Annotated in this window: 11 protein-coding genes; 8 read left to right on the top strand and 3 right to left on the bottom strand. The window is 41.3% G+C overall.

What is annotated here, in order from left to right; translation table 11 throughout:
- Positions 1 to 65 precede the first annotated feature (65 nt).
- From AK825_RS12045 to AK825_RS12035, 3 genes are all read right to left on the bottom strand, one after another.
- Complete coding sequence (locus AK825_RS12045; protein ID WP_068037763.1) at positions 66 to 2,153, bottom strand: sensor histidine kinase; 2,088 nt, start codon at positions 2,151 to 2,153, stop codon at positions 66 to 68.
- A 132-nt stretch (positions 2,154 to 2,285) separates the two neighbouring features.
- A complete protein-coding gene (locus AK825_RS12040; protein WP_068037760.1) occupies positions 2,286 to 3,008 on the bottom strand; it encodes a response regulator transcription factor in 723 nt (240 codons plus the stop codon).
- Between the two features lie 406 nt (positions 3,009 to 3,414).
- Positions 3,415 to 4,668, bottom strand: coding sequence for an HlyD family efflux transporter periplasmic adaptor subunit (locus tag AK825_RS12035; RefSeq protein ID WP_227514071.1), 1,254 nt, complete (start codon positions 4,666 to 4,668; stop codon positions 3,415 to 3,417).
- Between the two features lie 525 nt (positions 4,669 to 5,193).
- Here AK825_RS12035 and pilG point away from each other — a divergent pair.
- The 8 genes from pilG (at position 5,194) to AK825_RS11995 (ending at position 18,746) form a co-directional block, all read left to right on the top strand.
- The gene (gene pilG, locus AK825_RS12030; RefSeq protein ID WP_058369474.1) at positions 5,194 to 5,574 is read left to right on the top strand and encodes a twitching motility response regulator PilG; all 381 of its coding nucleotides are present in this window, start codon (positions 5,194 to 5,196) and stop codon (positions 5,572 to 5,574) included.
- Between the two features lie 182 nt (positions 5,575 to 5,756).
- Positions 5,757 to 6,119, top strand: a complete 363-nt coding sequence (locus AK825_RS12025) for a response regulator (RefSeq protein ID WP_068037754.1) — start codon at positions 5,757 to 5,759, stop codon at positions 6,117 to 6,119.
- 3 nt (positions 6,120 to 6,122) lie between these two features.
- On the top strand, positions 6,123 to 6,650 hold the full coding sequence (locus tag AK825_RS12020) for a chemotaxis protein CheW (RefSeq protein ID WP_068037751.1): 528 nt from the start codon (positions 6,123 to 6,125) through the stop codon (positions 6,648 to 6,650).
- A gap of 249 nt (positions 6,651 to 6,899) precedes the next feature.
- A complete protein-coding gene (locus tag AK825_RS14920; protein WP_227514070.1) occupies positions 6,900 to 9,008 on the top strand; it encodes a methyl-accepting chemotaxis protein in 2,109 nt (702 codons plus the stop codon).
- A 120-nt stretch (positions 9,009 to 9,128) separates the two neighbouring features.
- Positions 9,129 to 10,187, top strand: a complete 1,059-nt coding sequence (locus AK825_RS12010; RefSeq protein WP_227514069.1) for a CheR family methyltransferase — start codon at positions 9,129 to 9,131, stop codon at positions 10,185 to 10,187.
- Between the two features lie 18 nt (positions 10,188 to 10,205).
- The gene (locus tag AK825_RS12005; RefSeq protein WP_068037747.1) at positions 10,206 to 17,195 is read left to right on the top strand and encodes an Hpt domain-containing protein; all 6,990 of its coding nucleotides are present in this window, start codon (positions 10,206 to 10,208) and stop codon (positions 17,193 to 17,195) included.
- Positions 17,185 to 18,204, top strand: coding sequence for a chemotaxis protein CheB (locus tag AK825_RS12000; RefSeq protein WP_227514068.1), 1,020 nt, complete (start codon positions 17,185 to 17,187; stop codon positions 18,202 to 18,204). The genes AK825_RS12005 and AK825_RS12000 overlap by 11 nt, the downstream gene beginning before the upstream one ends.
- Entirely contained in the window at positions 18,201 to 18,746 is a 546-nt protein-coding gene (locus AK825_RS11995) for a hypothetical protein (RefSeq protein WP_068037744.1), read from the top strand. Before AK825_RS12000 ends, AK825_RS11995 begins: the two co-directional genes overlap by 4 nt.
- The last annotated feature ends 171 nt before the right edge of the window (positions 18,747 to 18,917 follow it).

The raw sequence follows: 18,917 nt of genomic DNA, 5'->3' as shown, positions 1-18,917 counted from the left end.
TGCCGCCAAACTTGTAAAAGCAGTCAATGAGTTAGTCATTTACTGCCTACTTACTAATCATGTAACTAACTATGGTTATCATGGCTGCGATGAGGGTCATGTTTGACTGGAATCACTACCAAAAATCTAGTATGACCGTTAATAGTATCAGTAACGATATGACCTTGATGGGCAGTAACAATTTGCGATACTAGCGATAAGCCTAGACCCGAGCCCTTGTTTTTTTGCTGCAAGCGTACAAACGGACTAAAGATCTCTTCACGTTTGTCTTCTGGAATACCTGCACCTTCGTCAATAACCGCGAGTACTGCATATTTTGGCAAAGGGCGCTCATCTTCAGACTTAGATTTTTTTAGATGCTTTTTAAATAAGCTTTCTTTACGCGGTGTGCTATTAGATTCACTATCACCATCGGTATTCTGGTCATTGCTGGCTTTAGTTATTTTACCTTTGTTGCTACCCTTGTCATTTATAGATTTAGTCGTTGCAGGCTTATCAGTGACGGACTTGATATTAGCGATACTCAGTCCATCATTTGTGGAGTGTTGTTGCGAGTCTGGAACGATATTCCAAATCATTCTTTTAATTCTATCAGCCAGATCAGAGCTAAGTTTGCTATGACCATTTTGAAGTGTCTTATCACTAATAGTTGGTGCTAGGGCATCAGTTATTTGATTACGGTTGCTACCATTATTAGATATAGCCTGCGATTGCTCGGCTTCATCATCACTATTATTCTTTCCACCGTGCTCTTTGTTATTATGCTCAGCAAGCGTTTCACCATTTCGAAAAATGACAGGTGTCGGTAACACATCTAACGGCTCTGATACATCGGTTGGCGTTTCAAGCTCAGACTTTACCTGAATTAAATTAACGTTTTGGTTGTCTTTCGATTGTCCTGTCACGTCGAGATGCTTGTCATAATTTGAGCGGCTATAGTCAGCAAAGCTACTGCATACTAACGAATGTAATAGATATTCAGGTAGGGTATCTGCCTCTTCAAGAGTTTGCACGCCATAAAGCAAAATAGTAACTGGCGGAACACCATGTAGCATGGCGTTATTCAATAGGTTACGAATGAGATGAGTCAACATCGGCGGTTGACCATCAATCACAATGTGCTCACCAATTAAGGTTGCTTCTGGATAATGTTGACGCTCTTGGTTAACTAAATCATAAAAATCTACGCGCTCAACTTGCTGCATAGCATGGCCAGCATCGAGACGACTGACTAAAAGTATACTTTCAACTAAATCGTTAAGCCCTGATAAGTCGCGATTGATCGCTTGCGCCCGTTTATCAAACTTCGCTTTCGTATCCTTTGGCATCGAGCCTGCAAGCATATCCATCATTTCAATTTGTAGGCGAATGCGAGTAATAGGTGTACGTAGCTCGTGTGAGGCATGTGCTAGTAATAAATTATTGGCATCAATAAGATGCTCTATTTTTTGAGCGGCTTGGTTAAACCCACGCGCGAGCAAAGCAATCTCATCATTACCGCGACTATTGACACGTACAGTAAAGTCACCATCACCAAGCTGACTCATCTGCTGGCTCATATGGTTAATACGCCATGTCATTGAACGTGCAATCCACCATAGCGCGCCTGCCATAATCATAAGCAGTAGCAGCGTACCAGTGAATAAGTTTAAGGCAGCAGATAACGCAGGCTTTTTCGGCACCAAACGTGACTCATATAGCAGTGTGTAACCAGTGCTGCTATAGACTTGGGCTTGCTGAGTAGGAGGTGTGTCTGAAAAAGATGGGAATATTAGAGTTAATAGAGAAGGCGTTGCAGGTAGCTCTAACGGCAGATCACTATTGTCCGTCTGCATAAGCAGGCGACCTTGACTGTCGTATAGGCCCATTTTGGCTTGCAATGATTCATCAAAAATATCAAAACTTTTTTTGACCACAGCTAACATAAAGCGTGCTTGCAGTCGATTGTTTTTGCTAATAGCCGTATTTAATTCATGCAAAAAAGGATCAATCTGTCCAAGTATTTGTGTTGCCACAACTTCTGAGCGGATACCTGCGTTCTTGTCATGGACAAGCTGCGTCAATAGCACCATAGCTACTGCAAACAAAATAAGTGCCAGCATGACACTGGCAAATAGTTTTGCAAATACGGAGCGAAAACCCAACTGCTGCATTAAATGCTCTCTATTATCAAACACTCATATCGATGATTAGCAATAGCCACCACGGTAGGCGTGATGGCTATTTTTCGTCTGCTCATTACTTTCAGAGTTTATTTAAAACGAACTGACAGACTTTATGCTGGATTAGACCTGATCGGTGGCAAATTGATAACCAACGCCGCGTACGGTAATAATGCGTTTTGGCTGGCGTGGATTGTCTTCAATAAGTGCACGCAGACGTGAGATGTGCACGTCGATCGCACGATCGATGTTATCAGAGCTGTCATCATTTGGCATAGCTTGCCATAACTGCTCACGATTGAGTACTTTACCAGAATGAGTGGCAAAGTAATGTAATAGCTGAAACTGATGAGTCGTTAGACGTACTGGCTGCTCATCAATCGTCACTTCATGGCTATCAGGGAATACGCTCAAACGTCCAAAGGTTAAGCTATCAGACTGGCTGTCAGCTTGATTTGGTTGCTCATGGCGACGAATAACAGCGCGAATACGAGCTAGCAGTTCACGAGGCTCAAAAGGCTTAGCAATGTAATCGTCAGCGCCCATCTCTAGACCCAATACGCGATCTGTCGTGTCACCTTTTGCTGTAAGCATGATAATAGGAACTTTATTGGTCATGTTGTTTTTGTTACCGCGTATCTTTTGGCAAACTTGCATGCCATCCATATCGGGTAACATCAAATCTAGCACTACCAAATCTATATCACGTTCTTTAGTGTCTAGGATATCAAGGCCTTCTTGACCGAGCCCTGCATGATGAACGTCATAATAGTTCATTGTCAGGTAATCGCTAATCAATTCAGCCAAATCCGGATCGTCTTCAATTAACAGAATCTGTTTACTCATGAGCTGTCCTTTAGTAGTGGTCGTTATTTAATAATTATTTAGTAATAGTTGTTTTAATGGTAATTGTTATCTTTTTAATTTTTCCAAGATATAAACCAATATATTTTATAAAAGTCATCAAAAAAATGCGCATTACAAATGTTACTGTGTCTATTTTGCCTAACTTAGGCCTTACCACACAAGACACGCTTTGTTAATGTTTCTACACAATGTAACTCATTATGTAATTACTGCTGCTTATAAGCCAACTGCTACCAGCCATATTAAAGAAGTGGCAATACAAAGAATCATATAGCGTGATTGACGATTTATTCTAATATTTATATGTTGAGATCGAACTATCCGTTGGATATAACCTTCATTATTACTCTTTCTACGATGAGCAAGGTATTTGCAAATAGCGTATTTATGAAACGATTACTTTTTTACCAACTGACTCTATAGGTAAGTCTGCTAGACAAATTAAACTGTCATTACTGATTCCAGCGACTAAATATTGATCAGTGCTAGGATCGTATTTAATCACCTCTACTGATAGGCGAGTCAAACGCTGATCTTGTTTAATGATCCAAACATTCGCAGTGAGGGGCATAAGCGACTGATAAGGCGGTTTTTTTAGTACTGATAGATCTACATCGTGGATACCATGTTCAGGCACAATAGTACCGACTTCTATCTGTCCATAATTGACTCGCCCAGAAACGACCATATCAGGTTTGAGTTTATCGCGACTTGCTTCATTTTTGACTACATTAACATAAACCCGCAGTTTATCAGGTTGGTTACTAGCGACTAGCTTGCTGACTTGACCCACAAATTGCTCTGGCAAATCCTTAGCTGTAAAGTTCACAGTTTGTCCAACTGAGAGTTGAGACTTAGTCTTGAGAGGAAGCGTAGCTATAAAATGCAAATCTTTGTCATCACCCAAACGCAATAGGGGTGTGCGAGCACCAACCTGTTGGGCGGTTTTTACATATAATTTATTGACGCGGCCTGAAAAGCTAGCCCGTACAACGACTGACTGTGCTGACAGCTTTAATTGTGCGGATTGCTCTGTAAGAGCTATGTCTTGACTAGTATCAATCTTTTCACTATTTACGCTGTTATCTATATTTTTGCTAATTGCTAAATTCTTGTCAGTAACTATATTCTTGTTAGTAGCTACGCTACCTGCTGGGTCATAATCTGCTAAAGCTACGTTATCAGCTGGTTTATTGTTGTTCGTGGTTAGCTGTTCAGCCACTTTAGACAGATTTTTGGATGCTTTTCCCTCATTGTCACTATTGGTCTTATCACCCTGCTGTATGTTAGCTGGTTGTTTTACAGTGCCAGCAGTAGTTACAGCCTCTTGTTGCTCATTGCTCGTAGCCGTATTGACTGTCTTATTGGTAGATGGTTGACGCTTTAAAATTAATAAAGGCATGCCTTTTTCTACCCACTGACCCTCTGATACTAGTGTTTTTTGCACGATTACGTCTTGTGCTGCGACAAAACGTGACTGTTTAATAGGGTTGATAACACCTTGTAAACCAAGGCTTGGCTGATAGCGTGAGGGTTTAATATTCAAAATATAATCGGATGCCATAGTGACACTATCAACACCGTAGATAATAGGCGAGTCTGCCTGCTCACTATCCTTATTAGGTTGTTGATTGTCCACAGGTGCTGGAGGTTGGCAAGCAACTATAAGTAAAGTGCTTAATAATAAGGCACAGTTCTTGCAATACTTAATAAGTCTTATATGCATTGTCATCAATCGCTATGGTAAACGTCATTTTATTATATAGATAAATCATAGAAGGTGCGATAACTATACTGCTTAGCTGGACTACAGCTATCAATGATATAGCTAGAGTAGATACACGAAAATTGTTCTTACCACAAAAGATAAAAAAAGGCGGTTATGTCAACCGTCCGAATTATTATATACGTGGTCTGAATAACTGGAAAACCTAGGTAGACTATGTTAAAACGAGCATCAGATACTTAATTGATACATTGTAGTTACAAATTAGATTGAAATATTTATCCGAAAAATGATGGATATTAATTATAAAAGTAAGATCAGAAGTTGGCTTCATTAGATAAGAAAAGTGCTTACCGCAGCTACCGTTAAAGTAAGTGTTTATCGAATAGTAAGTAACAACCATGTCAAGAATAAATATTTATTCATAGGAAAGTAATAATGGAAAATAATTTTGAAGGGTTAAAGGTCATGGTTATTGATGACTCAAAAACCATTCGTCGTACCGCTGAGACTTTATTGCAAAAAGCTGGCTGTGAAGTCGTTACTGCAATTGATGGCTTTGATGCACTCGCAAAGATTGTGGATAATAATCCTGACATAATTTTTGTCGATATTATGATGCCACGCCTTGATGGTTATCAGACCTGCGCATTGATCAAAAATAACCCTGATTATGCAAGTACACCGGTGATCATGTTGTCCTCAAAAGATGGACTGTTTGATAAAGCACGAGGCCGTATTGTTGGTTCTGATGAGTATCTTACTAAGCCTTTTAGTAAAGATGAGCTATTTGAGACGATTAATCAATATCGCTCGTAATTAACGACTCTGAACTAGTATAAAAAACTATCGATATTAAATACATAAGAACCAACAATGGCTAGTAGATAGTGACAGCTTGATTAGATGGTTTTTGAAAAAGCGAAATATATCACTTGCTACATTATTTAGTTGGTTCCAACTTGTCCTGACGGATGACCTTGACAATAAAAGGAATAACCATGACAACTGTGTTGGTCATAGATGATTCGCCATCTGAAATGGCAAAGTTTCGCGACATACTGACGAAAAATAACTTTCAAATATTAGAAGCGACTAATGGCGAAAAAGGCTGTTTAATGGCTGCTGAACACTTGCCAGATGTGGTGTTGATGGATGTAGTTATGCCTGAAATGAATGGTTTTCAAGCGACTCGTAAAATCACACGCGGTAAGACAACTGCTCATATTCCTGTCGTAATTATAAGTACTAAGAATCAAGAAACTGATCGAGTTTGGGGTAAGCGTCAAGGTGCTAAAGAATATTTAACCAAGCCGGTCGATGAAGCTGAACTTGTACGCGTTATCCGTACAGTAACGGAGTAAATTGTGGCTTCTAAAGGATTTATCGAGCTTTTACGCTTAGCTGATCTGGCCCGTGCACGCAGCAGTGGTCGTCAAGGTGGTCAAGTATATGACTGGCGTGGCATAGTTTTTGAGATTGGTGGACAGCGTTTGGTCGCTCCAATGGGTGAAGTATCTGAAGTGCTGGCCATGCCAGAATATACCAGTATGCCATTGGTACAACCTTGGATGCTAGGCATTGCTAACGTCCGAGGACGTCTACTGCCAATAACGGACTTGGCGCAATTCTTGCAAATCCCTAGTCAGCAGCAAAAGAGTCAACGTAAAGTGATAGTTATAGATCACAGCTCAGTATTTTCGGGTTTATTAGTCGATAGAGTCATTGGTATCGAACAGTTTACTCGTAGCCAGTATCGTGCTGAGGCTATCGATAGTAGCTCACCGTTTGCTCCTTACAACCATGGTAAATTCTTTAAAGACAGTCAAGATTGGTATGTTTTTATGCCAAGCATGCTGGCACGAGACCTAGACTATATTGATGCTGCAATATAAATAAATATTGTAGATAGCAATAATCACTTGATATTTGCTACTAAATTTATAGAGCTTAACAAGAGCCAAATAAGGTAATAACGACTGACATACCAAGATGATATGTCAGCATTGAGAAGGATTTTATTAATAGAAACCTTATTAATAAAAGTTTTGCCAATGACTAATAGAGAGCTGTCATTAGCTGATGATCATTAACAACGTCAGACATGATACGACTTAGACGACTGTTTGAAAGGAATGAGCACAATGAGTGATGTTACAAAAAGCCCTGCAACTGGTGCCAATCAAAAAGTACCAGCTATCAAAAATTCTAATAGCATATGGAAGGTTTTATTAGGGGTTTTTACCTTAGTGAGTGTGGCCTGCTTGGTTTTGCTAATCAATACGCTATCAACAGTAAGTAACTACTTAAGTGACATCAACCAATTAGAAGTCAGTGCAGCTAATATTGTGCAAAACGTCAATGATGCAACTTTTTCGCGCGACTCTGATGTGAGCGCTAGTGCTTATGATTCTTTACAAAACGACGTTCAACGTTATCAAGCGGCATTGACCTCAGCACAACAAAATGCCACTGATAACAAGTCTGTCTTTGGTGACCTTGAGACCGAATGGCGAGCTAATAAAGAAAAGGTCGACTATGTACTAAGCCACCGTAATGATGTAAATGCACTACAAGACTTAAAAGACAACGTCGCTACAGCTACCAAGCAGATGCAAGATGACTATAGCCAAGTTATAGAGCAAGCAGTCGCAGCCAATATACCTGTTGCTGCCATCAGTGATATGCAGACTCAAACCTTACGTGCTGAGCGTTTGTATACTGAGATGGATAAACTGACTCGTAGTATTGACGGTACGCCAGCGGAATTTTCGGAGCAAGCAGAGGTATTTGCCCAAACATTAAATGCGCAACAGCAAAGCTATGGTGGTTTATTGCCAGCATTGCAAAACATATCTGATACTTTCAATAGTGCAGTTGCTCCTGTGGCAGCAGAGCTTGCAGCGTTGAATAGCCCAGCTATTGAGTCGCGTGAAAATGCCCGTGCATTAGGAGAGCTTGCGACCAATACTCAGGCACGATTGGCAGGTATCGATCGTGATATTTTGACACGTACCGGTGTAATGTGGCCTGCTATTATATTTCTGTTAGGTCTGCTTGGCGTAATATACACACTATCGCAACTGTTAAAACAGCATGGTGGTACAGAGCGAATATTAATCGAAAAAGAAACGCTTCGCCGTCGTCAAGAAGCAGAAACTGAATCTGAGCGTGCGCGTCAGATCCAAGAAGAAAACGAACGTAACCAGATGGCTATTCTACGCCTACTTGATGAGCTAGGTGACTTAGCTGAAGGTGATCTAACTGTTAATGCCACAGTATCTGAAGATTTCACTGGTGCTATCGCGGATTCAGTAAACTTCGCAATTGACCAATTGCGCCAGTTGGTATTAGTGATTAACAGTACAGCTGAACGAGTTTCTCAGTCTTCTGGACAGACTCAGATGAATGCGGTTGAACTTGCTGAAGCTTCTGAGCATCAAGCACAAGAGATTGCTAGTGTATCTGCTGCAATTAATGAGATGGCAATATCAATTGATCAAGTATCGACGAATGCGACGGAGTCTGCATCAGTTGCCCAGCGCTCAGTTGCTATTGCTTATAACGGCGCAGACGTAGTACAGCGTTCAATCGAAGGTATGAACGTTATTCGTGATCAGATTCAAGAAACCTCAAAACGTATCAAACGTCTGGGTGAATCTTCGCAAGAGATTGGCGATATTGTAAGTCTAATCAACGATATTGCTGACCAGACCAACGTCTTGGCATTGAACGCGGCTATCCAGGCTTCAATGGCTGGTGATGCTGGTCGTGGTTTTGCGGTTGTTGCTGATGAAGTTCAGCGTCTAGCTGAGCGTTCAGCTAATGCAACCAAGCAGATTGAAACTCTGGTTAAGACCATTCAGGCGGATACTAGTGAAGCAGTCATGTCGATGGAAACGACAACTTCGGAAGTTGTGCGCGGAGCACGCCTAGCAAAAGATGCTGGCGAAGCACTAGAAGAAGTGCAAAGCGTCTCTAATACTTTGGCTGATCTAATCCAAAACATCTCAAACGCAGCGCAGCAACAGGCAGAATCTGCTGGTCATATTTCTAATGCAATGAATATTATTCAAGATATTACCTCGCAAACCTCGTCAGGAACGATGGCAACTGCACGTTCAGTTGGTGAGTTGAGTGAAATGGCCGCTGCTCTACAAGAGTCAGTAACGGGCTTTAAGATATCGAATGATGACAAACAAGTGCATGATTACGAAGAAGATTTTCAAGATCACGCTTCTGCAATGGCGTAGATAAAGCCAAATAGCGCTTAACTCATCTAACGCTGGCACTGCTCTTTAGCACTGTATTATATTGATGGCTTAATAAACTATGCTGATCTGTAAAACATCAAGCAAAAGACTGTGCCAACCATGATGAAAAATATATTCATAAAACGTAAAGTTAATAGTTTAGAGCTCAATAATTTTCAAAGCAGCGATTCAAAGGATAGAGAGCCGACTGTTTTTCGCTTAAAAGATAAGCCAGTTGCAGTACGTCAATGGCAGCGCTATATCGAACAAGCGATTGGTTTTGTATTACCGAAAGAGCAGTCTCAATGGTTGCTGAATGCAGTTGAGCATACGGCAGCAGAGAATATGTTGTCATTAGCACAGCTTTGGGATGCTGTACAGATAGACAAAAGATTAAAACAGCAGTTGATTGATACGGTACTTATTCCTGAAAGTCGATTTTTTCGTCATGAACCTTCAATAGCGTTTGTGACAGCGTTGGCACATCAGTACTGTATTCAGCCACTACAGAGCACTATTCAAGGTCATTCTAACAATAGTGTCGATAGTAGTAGTGCTGAGCCATTTCGTATATGGAGTGTCGGCTGTGCTACAGGCCAAGAAGTATGGTCGTTAGCTATGAGCTTAGCTGCCAAAAACATCTCAAACCATAAAATATTAGGGTCAGATGTCAGTCAGAAAGCATTAAACAAAGCGCGTAAAGGTCAATATGACCAGCGGCAACAGCAGCTCATTCCGTCAGCGTATCAGCATTTTATGCAACCGCTAGCAATAACTACCCAAGATGGTACGCAGGCTATACGCCAAAGCCAAGCGTCCCTAACAGACCAAGCATTACCTGTATCGCCTAAATTACTCCTTGATAGATTGCTACCTAGCAAAACCTCAGCATATTGGCGAGTGATGCCAGAATTGCATGAACAAGTCAGCTTTGTCTGGCACAATATTTTCACCCCAAGCCTAGCAACCTCACATCTGCAGCAAGTCATTTTGTGTCAAAACGTGTTGATATATTTTCGACAGTTTGATCAGCGTGATATTTTGACGCGATTGTCTGCACAGTGTGCGCTAGGTGGCCATATCGTATTGGCTCCAGGAGAGGCGCTGTTTTGGCGACCTTCAAATATGCGCCGCATTGCCCATTCACAGGTTAATGCGTGGCAAAAAATCAGTGCATAAACGAGTTAGGATAATCCTATGAAAAATCAGCCAAATGAAATGGTGACGCTAGAATGGCTTCTCCCACTTTTTGATCAGCAGTTATCAGAAGTGTCTGAGGACTGGCAGTTAGATACTTATCCTGACTTTGAACGTATAGGACAGCATTATCACGAGCTTAGCGGCGCATTGACGATGGCTAATCTTCCTCAGCTGGCTACTTTATCGGCGAGACTTAACCTATTCGTATCTAGTATAAGTAATGGCACGCTATTAAATGTTCAACAGCATCGAATAGGGCAGTTTGCTCACCAGCTATTGCGATACGAGCTGGCTCAATACGTTCAGACAGGTAGCTATAGAAGTGCTCTTATTGATAGAACTGTTGATAAACTTACTCAGATGTTGCCGCAAACACATGTGCCAGCAGAAGATAGCGTGACTTTGAAAAGCACATCGGCTACTAATAAACACAGCGCTCATCCTCAAACCATCAACGTGGCTATTCCTAAGGTTTCAACATCAAGTGCTTCTTTCTTATCTCCTTTGTTACCTGAGCAATACAAGCAATTGTTATTGGCATGGCGTCAGCAAGTTCAACAATTATTAGCTTTCAATAACAATGATTCAGCTATCTTACTAAGTTTGAAAAAAGTCAGTCATTACTTGTGGCAAGCTGCCAGCCTAAAGCATACAAACAATGCCGAGGCTCAGCAGCGTTTGTGGTTTTTGGCGGAGCTTTGGTTAAGCAACCTTGCGGATAACTCATTACCACTACCTGCAACTTATGCACAGCTATTATCACAGTTAGATGAGGTATTGGATGGACGTTATCAGGAAGCTATCCTGATGACAGCTAATATAAATGCTAATAAAGATACCAGTAATGATGTTATCGAAGGCTTAATAGCTGATATTTATATACAAATCAGTGGCCTTGAACATATTGATAAGCAAACACATAGCACCTTAAGTCATTTATCACAATCTACTGAGTCTACATTACGTTTTTTACCGCGCATATTGGCTGAGCTTGAGTCCATAATTTCTAGGCTTGATAATCCACAGACAGTTATTATTCCATTACAGCAACTCCAAAGACAACTTGAGTGCCGAGGCTGGTCTCGATACGAGTCACAAGTGAATCAAGTTTTGAGTGATATCAAAGATAATATGATGTCAGCGTCAGTATTTGCAGAGATACAGTCGCAGATTGAACGTCAACTTCAAGAGTTATACAGTGCTATCTATAATACTGAACAGTCTATCCATACTAAAATTGGCGATGCAGCTTCTTTCGTAACGATAACCACTTCTTCTGATAGTACGGTTATGGGCGCAGATGCTATACATTCTGTCACCTTTACTGATGATAATTTGCGCCAGCTGCGTATTGCAGTCGAAGACGTAAAGTACAATTTCAATGACTATGTGCATCAGCAGCAAACTTACCTGTTACCAACATCAGCCGCTTTTGCTGAGATCGGCAGTGCTTTTGAAGAAATGGGTCTTTCTTCAATGCGCGAAGTTAGTGACAAACTTGGCGAGCTATTCGCTAAGTTAGAAACTCATAAAATAAAAAGTATCAGCTGGAATCTCACTCAAGCTTTAGCAGAGAGTGTGACGGCTATCGAGCTGTTGTTAGATTACTTAGCGCAGCAAGTATTTGATCGATCTTTATTGCAGCAGGCTAATGAATACGTAGAGCAAGCACAAAAATTATTGGATGACTTAATAGCAGCGCCCGAGGCGATCACGCAGACTTATAACCCTAGCGAGCTAATTTCGTCTGATGTCGTCCGCTATGATGACAGCGGTGAAATTGTGCCTGCTGATAACGTCCTAAATAAAAGTGTACTAACAGATGATACTGTTGCTCAAATAGACACTACGCATGTAACGGATACAATGAGCTTAGACAGTAAAGAGTTGCAAGCTGCCCGTACACAAGTGAAACCTGATAACTTTGAGATGGATGAAGAGATTCGCGACATTTTCATCGAAGAAGCAAGAGAAGTACTGGCTGATTTGGAAGATTTCTTACCTATCTGGCAACAAGATGTACAAGATTTATCACCATTAACTGAAGTGCGCCGAGGTTTTCATACGTTGAAAGGATCGGGACGTATGGTTGGCGCTTTTAGTGTGAGTGAAATGGCATGGGCAATTGAAAATCTGCTAAACCGAGTCTTAGACAAAACCTTACCAGTGACTGCAGATATGGTTACATTGGTAACCCAGACTACCACACGCTTATCAGTGTTAGTTACAGATTTTACAACACTACAAGAGCCCAGTATGGATCCTGCCATTACTATTTTACAAACGAGTAATTTACTAGCAGGACAGCCTTTATCTTATGGTATGGATATATCTACAGAACCAGACTCGTCAGCATTGACTCATTTAAAAGAAGCACCGCTCGAATCAACTGGTGAGCAAAATACGGCAAATATCTATATTGATTCGGCAACTGATTTTAGTTCTGAATCTCATGCAACTGCAGCAAGCAACTCTACGCAAGTCGCCAATTTAAATATTCCTGCAGTCCTTGAGCCTTTTATACAACAAGCACAACAGTTACCTATCGACTCTCAAGATAGTGATCCGGATATCAAAGAGATCTTTATTGAAGAAGCAGAAGAGGTGTTAGCTGAGATTACACCAATATACGAGCAATGGCGTAATGCAACTTCTGACTTAACTGAGTTGAAAGAAGTGCGTCGAGGTTTTCATACCTTAAAAGGCTCAGGACGCATGGTTGGTGCGTACTATACTGGTGAGCTTGCATGGTCTATCGAAGACATGCTTAATCGTATTTTAGACCATACTATTTCAGTGTCTGCAGATATTGTACAGCTTATAGCTGATGTTCTAGCTAGCTATCCGGACTTGGTTAAGACGTTCGCTAATAATAATGAGAGCCATAACGAGGATTATCCAACGATAGTGCCGTTATGGGTAGCATGTGCCAATGCTTATAGTAAGCAGCATGGTGATAAATTTAGCTATGATAGCTTACGTAAAGGATGGTTAGACGCAGATAGCCAAGCTAGTGCCTGCGAAATCAACAGTGATTCCAGTAATAGCAGCGATGACATGAGTGACGATGACAATGATGGCATGTTAGAGACCATTCATTCTATTAATGAGATGATGGCAGATGCACCAGTAATTACAACGCCGCAGAGTGCTGAAGAACAAGCCTTCAATAAGATATTTGTTGAGGAGGCTCAGTCACTATTACAAGATATCAATAATTTTGTCAAAGCTCATAGTGATGCTGAGCATATAGAAGTCACTGATGAGATTGTACGCGCTTTCCATACTTTAAGAGCGGCTTCAGGTTCTAGTGCACTTGCTGCTATTAGTGATATTAGTGCCACAATAGAACATAGCTTAGAGCAGCTACAAAATCATGATACGCCAATGAATGCTCAGCACCTGCAAGCATTGGGTCAATCAGTAGCATTAATCGAAGGGTATCTGAATGCTTATCAACAAAGTTTGCAGAAAAATCTGTCTGATGAGAGTCCGCTCAATAAAGAAGATTTAGCTTCTTTGCAAGCTATGTTAAGCGAGTCTGATGTGACACGCACACTAACAAACAATAAACTGAGTATTTCGCAGCTGTTAGAGACAGACGTTGATGCACTTTTAAATGCTGAGTGGGAGCTAGGTGAGGCGTTAAATAATGGAAATATTGAGCAGGTTCAGGATTACGTTCAGCAGCAACTCAAGCAAATTGAACAGCTAGCAAGTCAGACTGGAGACTCTCCCAAATTCACCTCATTACTAGCAGCTTTATGTTCAGTGTACAGCTATCTTGATGGTAATCTTGAAGCGACTCACGATAAAAAAGTGCAGACAGCATTGTGTGCAGGTCATCGCCAGCTAGTAGGCTTGTTTGATGCGTTGGCAGGTAGCATGTCATTAAAAGTTGATCAGCAAATACTCAGCGATTTATATGCAATTGATACAATAGACGTTGAAGAACATTCTAATGCTTTAAATGATGTGGTTGCTCCCAACGAGATAGTTCTTGAAGATAGCGATGAGCCAACGGCGACTGTACAAAGCATACAAGCAGATACGTTACAGCTTGAAGCAATCGATACCGATGTTGAGCTACTAGAAATATTCCTAGAAGAAGCGCAAGAGCTAGATAGCGCCATCGCGCAGTCTTTTAGTAAGTGGCGCGCTGATAGTGCCAATACCGCAGCCTTAAAAGTATTACAACGCCACCTGCATACTATCAAAGGTGGCGCGCGGATGGCAGGTATTCGTAGTATCGGTGACTTAACACACGAAGCAGAAAGCATTTATGAAGCTTTTGTCGAACAACGGTTACACCCAACTGCCCAATGGCTGACTATTATGCAAATGGTACAAGATACCTTGTCCTTGCAGATTGATTACGTCGTGCGCTATCAAGAGGCATTTCACGCTGATGAGCTCATTAAACAGCTGCAACAGTTCGAGCGTAGTGAACAGCTACCGACAGCGATTACTCTAGTCTTGCCAGCACTTCAGAACCATGAAAATGATCATTTAGATAAGATAGAAAGCAGTCAAAAAGATATCGAACAAGCTTCTGATATCCCTAGTCTTGATAGCATCATTGCAAACTCATGGACAGAAGGTTTGCCTGATCCTGATATTTTAGAAGTGTTTTTAGAAGAAGCGGACGAAATTGTTGCCAGTAGTAATAAATATTTACAGCTATTTCTAAGTAACGTCAGTGACGTGGCTGCACTGCAAGCATTACAGCGAGATTTACATACCATTAAAGGCGGCGCACGTATGGTGGCGGCGAATGGTATTGCTGATCTAGCGCATGAGATGGAGACAGTATACGAAGAGCTGGCTATTCTTCGAAGACCAGCGACCAAAATGATTTCACAGTTGCTGACAGATTGTCATGACTGGCTGGCTGATGCCGTTTTTATCCTCAAGCAACAGGTTAACCCATCGACACCTGCAGCATTGATTTTATCCCTACAGCAGTTTAGTAAGAATCCTGACGACTTAAAGCATATTCCTAATGTATCGTTGCAAGCTCAGCGCAGTATGATTTTGGCTGCAAAAATGCTGCAACAGTCAGGGCATGTAGTCGAAAATCTGCATGAGATGCCATCTATGGCAGGTAGTTTTGCAGAGCAAGAGCAAAGCACCAGCAATAACGAGATGATTCGTATTTCAGGCGGCTTGATCGAACATATGATTAACCTATCAGGTGAATCAGCGATTAACCGTGCTCGTATTGATATGGGTATGAGTAGTTTAACTAACAGTATTGAGGAGATGGGAACTACTGTCCAGCGCTTAGCCGATCAGTTACGTCGGATGGAGATTGAGCTTGAAGCACAAATCTTATCGCAGATTGATGATGATGAGTTGATTAATAATGAAGACTTTGACCCGCTAGAAATGGATCAATATTCATCGTTAAATCAGTTGTCCAAATCGCTGACAGAGTCAGCATCTGACTTAATCGAAATTAATAACACTTTATTAGAGAAGACGCGTGATAGCGAAGGTCTATTGCTACAATTATCACGTACCCAGACTGAATTACAAGACGGGTTAATGAACTCGCGTATGGTGCCATTTACACGGGTGACACCACGTCTTGAGCGTATCGTGCGCCAGACTGCTAACGAACTCAATAAGTCGGTAGAGCTAACGATTATCAATGCTGATGACGAAATGGATAGAACCATTCTAGAGCGTATTACCTCACCTCTAGAGCATATGCTACGTAATGCGGTCGATCATGGTATTGAAAATACTCAAACTCGTCTAACAGCAGGTAAAGATCGTAGCGGTCATATTACTTTAGAGGTATTACGAGAGGGTAGTGAAGTTGTCATTAATCTCACTGACGATGGTCGCGGCATCAATGTTGACGCAGTAAAAGATAAAGCGATCGCTCAGGGTTTGATTGATCCAAATGATAATAGTCTGACCGACCTAGACATCATTCAATATATTTTCAACGCCGGTCTTACAACTACCCAGCAAGTCACTCAGATCTCAGGACGTGGGGTAGGAATGGATGTGGTTATTAGCGAGATTCGTCAGTTGGGTGGTATGGTCTCGGTAACGTCTGAAGCAGGTAAAGGATCGCGCTTTACCATACGTTTACCATTGACAGTTGCTGTCTCTGATGCCTTGGTAGTACGTGCAGCAGATCGCTATTATGCAATACCTCTAGTACAAATCGAGCGCGTCATACGTGTTAATCCAGAAAAGCTTTATGATTATTATGAATCTGGTGCTGCCACTTTACATATTGAAGATGAGGATTATCGGGTTCGTTATTTAAACGAAATCTTATCTGGCAGTAAGCTTAATGAATTAATGGTCAGTACCAACACCAGCTTGCCGCTTATTGTTATTAAGAACCGTGCTGGTCAGAAACTGGCTCTGCAAGTTGATCAAATTGCAGGGTCTCGTATTGAGGTTGTGGTAAAACCACTTGGTCGCCAATTATCGCATTTGGCAGGTATCTCGGCGGCTACCATCATGGGTGATGGGTCAGTTATGCTAATCTTAGACCTTATTGCACTGATGCGTAACGCTCCAACGCAAAATGCGACTCAAGCATCGAAACCTGAACGTGGTGGAATAGAGTCACAAATTACAGTACTCGTGGTTGATGACTCAGTAACTGTGCGCAAAGTCACGTCGCGCTTACTCGAACGTCAAGGTATCAACGTCGCTGTTGCTAAAGATGGGGTTGATGCCATCGATATCTTACAGGAGACTATACCTGATCTCATCTTATTAGATATCGAGATGCCGCGGATGGATGGTTTCGAAGTTGCAACGCAAGTAAGGTTTGATAAGCGTCTGCGAGATATACCGATTATCATGATCACCTCGCGTACGGGTGAAAAACATCGCGAACGGGCATTAGAGATTGGCGTAAATGATTACATGGGTAAGCCATTCCAAGAAACTGAACTATTAGACAGAATGCAGCTATTACTTGGTCAAAAGATAAGCTTGAGTCATGATGGATAAGACCCATTCATCTATCCTCAGTGATAAAGAAGATCTAGATATTAAAGTATTGGTGATTGCAGAGAGTCAACATCAGCGTTTGGCTTTCAACGATACTGTCCGCAGCTTGGGCTTTACTTTAATTGATTGTTTATCGCGGCAACAGTTACAAGATAAGCCCAAACTATACAGTGCTCAGGTTGATATTTGGTTGATTGATAGCGACTATGATAACAATATAGCCAGCGTTATTACTGCATCCAAATCCAGTGCGGTACTGGTAGGGTTTAGCCCAGCACCCTACCTAAACGAGATGCAACATTATGCAAAATGGCAGCGCAAGCTGAAGCGTAAATTAGCCAAACTACTTAACAAGCCGTCGTTGTTAGATAGTCCGGTGATTGACACCAATCCTCCGCCTTGGCGTTATGTAGTGTTCTTAGGAGCTTCTATGGGCGGCCCTAATGCGGTTAAGACGTTTTTAGATAACCTACCACCTTCGCTACCCATCTGCATTTTGCTAGCTCATCATTTTAATCATAAAATGATAGAGACTTTGCCTAGGATATTAAGTCGTCATAACGATTGGCGTTGCCAAGTAATTACGACTACTCAGCGTCTGCGGACAGGACACTGTTTAATTGCACCAATTGATCGGCAGATTGTATGTGACTCAGATGGTCGAGTCATATTGACAGAGCAAACATGGGCAGGAGAGTATAAGCCTGCTATTGGTCAGCTGCTCCAAAACACTAGTGACGTTTACGGTAGTGATCTTGTGAGCATTATATTTTCTGGCATGGGCAATGACGGCACACAGTACTTGGATTTAATTCAAGATAACAACAGTCAGCTATGGGTGCAGAATCCAAGCACGAGTACTTGTCCTAGCCAGCCGCAAGCCATTATCGACTCAGGTTATTGCCAATTCATAGGTAGTCCTGAACTATTAGCTCAAAAACTTACCGATTATATTGGTGAGATGACAGCGACTATTACTTCACCTTCATTTACTGTGAGCGACGTATGAACCCAATTATAAAACATTCATTTGAAGCTGTTAGTCTATTAACAACTGATAATGGAATGCTTGAGGTAACTATCATTCCTGCTGAAAACCAGCCAGACTGGATTATCCCAAGTAGTTTAATTTTAAGTATTGATGACTATAATGAGCTTGTATGGGCGTATCCATGGGAACAGCAAGAAATGGCAGTATTTCATTTGTTATCGCATGATAAGCCTATTGATAAAACTATCGTACTAGAGGGTAATACCACTGTTCATCGTTTTGCTCTACAGACAGCAGGTGATTTACGTCAGATGAAAGTCAGTATCTCAGATGTTAAAGATGCTAATTTACCTGAGCATTACGCACAGATTGCTATGAGCAATAGTAAGGATAATAGTAGTGTTGCTGATAGTATAGGAGAGGGAAAAACAATAGACACGCCATTTAAAGAAAATATCATTACATCTTATATGTTCCAAACAGTTACTATCAATGATGTGGCTTACTTGATACCAGATTTGGACAAAATTTCTCATCAACTAACCAATTTGGATGGTTAATTGAGATTTCCTATACAACCGTTGTGCTTAACCACCTATTCAAGCATTGCAGATAATGTCATCATTTTATTGGAAACGTTAACATGCTTTACGAGAATGGTTGTTAAAAGTACGTTTTAAAGGTATTGTTTGAGCTATTTCTTAAAGTGATTTTAATAGGGCAGTAGTGTC

It is taken from the genome of Psychrobacter sp. P11G5 (genome assembly GCF_001593305.1).
GTDB lineage: Bacteria > Pseudomonadota > Gammaproteobacteria > Pseudomonadales > Moraxellaceae > Psychrobacter.
Note: the sequence above shows the minus strand (reverse complement) of the source record. Positions and strands in the feature narration are given on the sequence as shown.

Bases quoted from the DNA above. Each gene is read 5' to 3' on its own strand.
- AK825_RS12045 (WP_068037763.1), bottom strand. From the start codon at position 2,153: ATGCAGCAGTTGGGTTTTCGCTCCGTATTTGCAAAACTATTTGCCAGT.
- AK825_RS12040 (WP_068037760.1), bottom strand. From the start codon at position 3,008: ATGAGTAAACAGATTCTGTTAATTGAAGACGATCCGGATTTGGCTGAA.
- pilG (WP_058369474.1), top strand. From the start codon at position 5,194: ATGGAAAATAATTTTGAAGGGTTAAAGGTCATGGTTATTGATGACTCA.
- AK825_RS12025 (WP_068037754.1), top strand. From the start codon at position 5,757: ATGACAACTGTGTTGGTCATAGATGATTCGCCATCTGAAATGGCAAAG.
- AK825_RS14920 (WP_227514070.1), top strand. From the start codon at position 6,900: ATGAGTGATGTTACAAAAAGCCCTGCAACTGGTGCCAATCAAAAAGTA.
- AK825_RS12010 (WP_227514069.1), top strand. From the start codon at position 9,129: ATGATGAAAAATATATTCATAAAACGTAAAGTTAATAGTTTAGAGCTC.
- AK825_RS12005 (WP_068037747.1), top strand. From the start codon at position 10,206: ATGAAAAATCAGCCAAATGAAATGGTGACGCTAGAATGGCTTCTCCCA.
- AK825_RS12000 (WP_227514068.1), top strand. From the start codon at position 17,185: ATGATGGATAAGACCCATTCATCTATCCTCAGTGATAAAGAAGATCTA.
- AK825_RS11995 (WP_068037744.1), top strand. From the start codon at position 18,201: ATGAACCCAATTATAAAACATTCATTTGAAGCTGTTAGTCTATTAACA.